The sequence below is a fragment of the Corynebacterium sp. 045007 genome (assembly GCF_040743205.1).
Lineage (GTDB): Bacteria > Actinomycetota > Actinomycetes > Mycobacteriales > Mycobacteriaceae > Corynebacterium > Corynebacterium jeikeium_D.
The window spans coordinates 1-5,491 of sequence record NZ_JBFLKW010000034.1; the positions used below are offsets into that span (position 1 = coordinate 1).

Below are 5,491 nucleotides of genomic sequence, written 5' to 3' on the forward strand. Positions count from 1 at the left end.
GACACCAGCTACCAACACAACCTCGGCATCCAAAAAGGCTGGATCAAATAACCGCAACACGCCCGGAAAAGACACACTTTTCTTTACTTAACCCGTGCTAGAGGTTATGACGCAAGTTTATTGAATTCCAGAGAATTTCTGAACATCCGGCGAGCGAAGGAAACGCCCGGCCATTTCCACAGCTGGCTGAGAAGAATCTCCTTCGATTACAAGGGACGCAATCGCCAATTCCCCTGTCGTTCCAGCGAACCAGCCATTGGAAAGCTTGCCATCAATTTCTGCTGTACCAGTCTTTCCGCCAAGTGCACTAAGATCACTCAACGACCTAGCTGAACCGTGGTCAATTGTTGATTTCATCATCGTCCGGAGGCTTTGAATAGTTGTATCGCTGACATGCTGGTCTGCCTGTTTATTCACTACTGTCTGTTCGCCTTGAATGAGCTGTGGAGGAACAAGCAAGCCGCCGTTAGCGACAGTCGATTGCATGAGCGCAATCCCAAATGGACTAGCTAGAACCTCGCCCTGTCCAATAGAAGCCTCCACACGAGGAGGTCCAGCCGGTGTCCGCGGCACCGAACCAGTAAGTGTGGTCATCCCTGGTACGTCGAAGTCGGAGCCAATTCCGAGTTCTAAAGCAGTCCGTTGCAGATCATCTTCTCCCAAACGATCCGAAATGACCGCTTGGGTTGTGTTACATGATTGGGCGAAAGCTTCTTCCAGTCGAACGCTACCTAGATCGAAGTCATGATCGTTGGGAATCTTGCGTCCAGCGACGGTGATATTGCTAGGACAAGGTAGTTCCTCATCCATGCTGACTGCCCCTGCCTCTAGTGCCGCCGCTGTGGTCACAGTTTTGAACGTCGATCCCGGTGGGAATAGCCCGGTGAGTGCGATTGGCCCTTGGTTATTTGCCTTGTCATTTTGTGCAACGGCAAGGACACCTCCTGTTCTAGGATTGAGCACGACTAGAACTGCGGCACGTTGCTCACTGTCCACTGCTTGTTTTGCTGCGCTTTGCAGTGTGTTATCCAGAGTGGTTGCGATTGGCTGAACTCGGCGAGGCGGCTCAGAGGCTACCGTCGTCATACCTTGTGAACTCTCAGCGCGTATCGACCATCCTGAATTAGCATCGAGCACTGACTCCCAATATTTGTTCAATTCAGCATCCAGCGGAGAGTTAAGAGTTTTGGACACGCTTAAGAGACGCCCCTGCTCCACAGTGGAAATTCCCTCAAAGGTCCTAAGTTGCTCTTGTATCTTCCGGAATTCTTCCTGCCTCAAAGTGAGGAGCACGGTGTCTTCATCCTGAGACTCTCCCAAGGTCTGCTCGATCCACTCCTTAGTCGTTGTGGGAGACACTGGTGCAAAAATCTGGGCCAATTCCTGCGCTCTAGAGGCTATATCTTTGCGACCTCGTACCTGAATAACTTTCGTCCAGGTCATATATTCATTGCCCAAGCGATCTTTAATTGGAAGATCGTACTGTTTATCTTCAGCAAAAAAGAGTGCGGAATCATCGCTCAACTGAGCTTCGAAGATCGAAGGCAACCATTGAGGCTTACCATCCTGTCCACTAAGGACGAGCCGACCATTGCTCTCCAACTCCACACCATCTTTGGACCAAGTCACATGAGTATTCTGCTTTCCATTGGAAATATCAGATTTTTCGATGTTGACCTTCACACCATGAAGTGACTGCCGAAATTCATGAAGGGCGCGCTCCGGGTCTGGATGATCCAGATACCGTGCAGCCTTGCTGTCATCTCCCGCGTTGAAAGCTTTGAGAAATACGTCTGAGTCTGATTCCCACGGTAGAGCTGAACAGCTGCTCAACATCACTGCGGAGAGCGAACAGAGTGCAATCACCGACTGACGGAAACGATTGTGCTTAGTCATCATGGGAGTGACGTTAAGTGAGACGCATTGGATGCCACCAATATCACATAATGCAATTGTCTCATTTCATTCACATATAGGCGATGGTAGAAGTGTGTATTCAAGTGGCAGAAATTCTAACGAAGAGCGTCCACGAGCAGTCTAGCCACTTCGCCAATAGCACCATCGTGAGTACTCATTGCTTGTTCTGGCACCACCTGTTTCAGCATGATGGACACCACAATGGGCTCCTCGCCCTCAACCTGGATAATCGAAGCTTCACCATGGAGAAGTCCTACAGTGCCCGTTTTTCCATAGATATCAACGCCGCTTGGAGGAAAGCCTGAAGGAACACGGTGACGCCACACCTGCAACCCCAAGAGTTCACACATAGATCGACGTACCGCTGCACTATCGTCTTTCCAAACCTGTTCCAAGTCATTAGTTATTTCCGCCAACGAAGAGACTGCAGAAAACGCTATATCTGTACTACTCCCCCCTTGGGATTGAACATATTGACGCAATTGTTTCTCCGCCGTCACTAAGCTATTCCGATCTTGCAAGTCATAATGAGGTGGAAACCGTTTAAGAAATGCTTCTCGAGCCCACGCAGGCAGTAGACGCAAAATCTCGTGGGCGGCCACGTTATCTGACACCGATGCGACTTGTTTCATTAAGTCTCGGAGACTCACGTTCACTGCGTCATCAAAGGCAGCGAACCCATACCCTTCGTAAGTTCCTTTGGACGGTGCAACGTCAACACGAAGACGAGGATCCAGATCACCTCGTTGAATCGCTTCCAAAGTGAGGTGGAGGAGCCGGATTTTATATAAGGATGCCACCGTAATTTTCTCGTCTTGTTTGCGTCCGATAGTCACCCCATCGTGCAGTCGCGATGCACACCACCATCCCTCACACCCCGACCGCGTCAACACGTTTTCCAGGGCCATCTCCATCCGTGCAGTCATTGGTTAATCCTTCGACAAATTCTTTCGGCGACCGCCATGGCCTCGGCGCCATTGTCCATCCCACCTCGGCGAACCACTACATCCACGGAAAAATCGAAACGGGAAGGAAGCTCAATAGCATTGTCAAACTGGTGAAAACCGCGAAATACCAAAGACATCCCCTCCCCTCTTCCAATCAATAAGCCCCTACCTAGAGCATCCTCTGAATCATTAATTTCGCAAGACACACCCGACCGAAATAGCTCTCTCGCCAAACCACTGGCTGCACTTGAATTGTCATTCAGGTTCTCCACCAGCAGATTCAATTGAGACAAGGTCTTATCCAACCTTGAATACCCCGGCGGCACCACTAGATCACGTGACAGAGAAAACTGCCTCGCACTGCGGTGAGTACCCAAGGGAACCGGAGCTTGAACAAGCCCCGCATGAATAGCGCCTTCTTCAACACGGGCAAGAATCTCAACAGAAGGCAGTGACGACAAAACTACTCCATCATGCTGCTGTGCCTTTGCTGCAATACGCGATCCTATCTCGCTTGGAAGCGCACTACTGATGGCCAAACGAAACCCGCTTTGCGCACCACTTCGGATACCGTCAATCATCGAATGCATAGTCTGAAGATCGCGATTAATCACCCGGGCATATGGAAGCAAGGTCAACCCTGCCTCGGTTAGTTTCACTTCCCCCGCCCCTCGGATAAATAGCGGTGTACCTACACCAGCTTCTAAGCGCTTAATGGCATTGGAGACAGGCGGCTGACTCACTCCCAGTCGCGCTGCCGCCGCTGTAAAACTACCGGTCTCCGCTAAAGCCACGAAATACTGCCATTGGCGCAGATTTCCCGTCTGAGCAATCATGGGTCTCAGCATAGTGGAGCACGAGTTCGCACCACTGCAGCGTAAAATGATGTCTTTGGCTTGAGCAACACCGTCGCGGTGGCGTCGATAAACAAAAAGGAAGTGACACACAGCGTGGGCATTGGAAACGGACCGCTCATTGTGCAGTCGGATAAGACCGTGCTGCTGGAAATCGACCACGAACAGGCGCAGGAGGCGCGCACCGCGCTGGCACCGTTCGCGGAGCTGGAGCGCGCGCCGGAGCACGTGCACACCTACCGCATCACCCCGCTGGCGCTGTGGAACGCCCGCGCGGCAGGGCACGACGCGGAGCAGATTATGGACGTGCTGGAAACCTACTCGCGGTTCCCCGCCCCGCAGCCGCTGCTCATCGACATTGCCGACACGATGGATCGCTACGGGCGGCTGAAGCTCATCAAGCACCCAGCGCACGGGCTCGTGCTAGAGACGACGGACAGGGCTGTGCTGACGGAGATCCGGCGTCACAAAAAGATCAAGCCCATGTTGGGCGCAGAGATCGACGAGGACTCGATCGTTGTGCACCCTTCCGAGCGCGGCAGGCTCAAGCAGGAACTGCTGAAGGTCGGCTGGCCCGCAGAGGACCTGGCGGGATACGTCGACGGCGAGGCACACCCCATCGAGCTGTCGCAGGAACACGAAGAATGGCAGCTGCGCGACTACCAGGAGATGGCGGCCGATAGCTTCTGGGAAGGCGGCTCGGGCGTGGTAGTGCTGCCATGTGGTGCGGGCAAGACGATGGTCGGCGCGGCCTCGATGGCCAAGGCAAAGGCCACCACCCTGATCCTGGTGACGAACACCGTCGCGGGCAGGCAGTGGAAGGACGAGCTAGTGCGCCGCACCTCCCTGACGGAGGATGAAATCGGCGAATACTCCGGAGAGAAGAAGGAGATCCGCCCCGTGACCATCGCCACCTACCAAGTGGTCACGCGCAAGTCGAAGGGCGAATACCGGGCGCTGGAGCTGTTCGACTCCCGCGACTGGGGCTTAATCATTTACGACGAGGTTCACCTGCTGCCTGCCCCGGTGTTCCGCATGACCTCCGACCTGCAGTCTCGCCGCCGTCTGGGGCTCACCGCCACCCTGGTGCGCGAGGACGGCCGCGAAGGCGACGTATTCAGCCTGATCGGGCCGAAGCGCTATGACGCCCCATGGAAGGACATCGAGGCCTTCCTGGATCGCATGTCCCCCGGCGGTCTCTCGTCCGTTCCCCAGTCCCTGCGGTATTTGATTGACGACGCCACCAGGGCATTCCAGCAGGGCTCCGCCACCGAACCCCACTCGGCTCGTGTCCCGTCTCGCGTGGATACTCCCCAGCGCAACATCATGGACATCACTGGGGACTCCACCGAGATCGCCTCGGAGATCGACGGCGCCGTGGAGGGTTTTCGCCGCGCCCACGACCAGGCCATCGCCGTGGACCCGGCGGACGGCACGAAGGCCTCGGACACCCGGACCTTCCGCTCGCCGCGGGAGATCATGTCCGAGCTGCGCCGCGCCTATACCGCGGGCACACAGGTGCGCCTGCACTACGTGGACTATGCGGGTGCCACCAGCCATGACTGGATCTCCATCGTGATGATGACCCCCTCCACCATCTCCGCGGTGCTCGAATCCACCGGGGAGAGCCTCACGATCCAACCCCACCGCATCGCTGCGGTGGACGTGCCGTGCTAGAGGGTTAAGTAAAGAAAAGTGTGTCCGCATGCCACCATAACCCCAGACCACACACCACAAATCACCAAAGAATAGCTCCCCGAAAGCTATTACCCA

4 protein-coding genes are annotated in these 5,491 nt (G+C 54.9%); 1 reads left to right on the forward strand and 3 read right to left on the reverse strand.

Translation table 11 applies throughout. From position 1 onward, the window contains the following. Positions 1-117: 117 nt before the first annotated feature. The 3 genes from pbp2m to AB1Z34_RS11005 all read right to left on the reverse strand — a co-directional run bounded on the left by pbp2m (position 118) and on the right by AB1Z34_RS11005 (position 3,700). Positions 118-1,899, reverse strand: coding sequence for a penicillin-binding protein PBP2M (gene pbp2m, locus AB1Z34_RS10995; protein ID WP_016421369.1), 1,782 nt, complete (start codon positions 1,897-1,899; stop codon positions 118-120). Positions 1,900-2,012: 113 nt separating this feature from the next. Next, positions 2,013-2,843 (reverse strand): serine hydrolase, encoded by an 831-nt coding sequence (locus AB1Z34_RS11000; protein WP_012360808.1) that lies wholly within the window; start codon positions 2,841-2,843, stop codon positions 2,013-2,015. After that, entirely contained in the window at positions 2,840-3,700 is an 861-nt protein-coding gene (locus tag AB1Z34_RS11005) for a LysR family transcriptional regulator (RefSeq protein WP_012360809.1), read from the reverse strand. The genes AB1Z34_RS11000 and AB1Z34_RS11005 overlap by 4 nt, the downstream gene beginning before the upstream one ends. A gap of 114 nt (positions 3,701-3,814) precedes the next feature. Here AB1Z34_RS11005 and AB1Z34_RS11010 point away from each other — a divergent pair, with 114 nt between their 5' ends. After that, the gene (locus AB1Z34_RS11010; protein WP_016421371.1) at positions 3,815-5,395 is read left to right on the forward strand and encodes a helicase-associated domain-containing protein; all 1,581 of its coding nucleotides are present in this window, start codon (positions 3,815-3,817) and stop codon (positions 5,393-5,395) included. The last annotated feature ends 96 nt before the right edge of the window (positions 5,396-5,491 follow it).

Excerpts from the sequence above, each read along its gene's own strand:
- pbp2m (WP_016421369.1), bottom strand. The coding sequence starts at position 1,899 with ATGATGACTAAGCACAATCGTTTCCGTCAGTCGGTGATTGCACTCTGT.
- AB1Z34_RS11005 (WP_012360809.1), bottom strand. The coding sequence starts at position 3,700 with ATGATTGCTCAGACGGGAAATCTGCGCCAATGGCAGTATTTCGTGGCT.
- AB1Z34_RS11000 (WP_012360808.1), bottom strand. The coding sequence starts at position 2,843 with ATGACTGCACGGATGGAGATGGCCCTGGAAAACGTGTTGACGCGGTCG.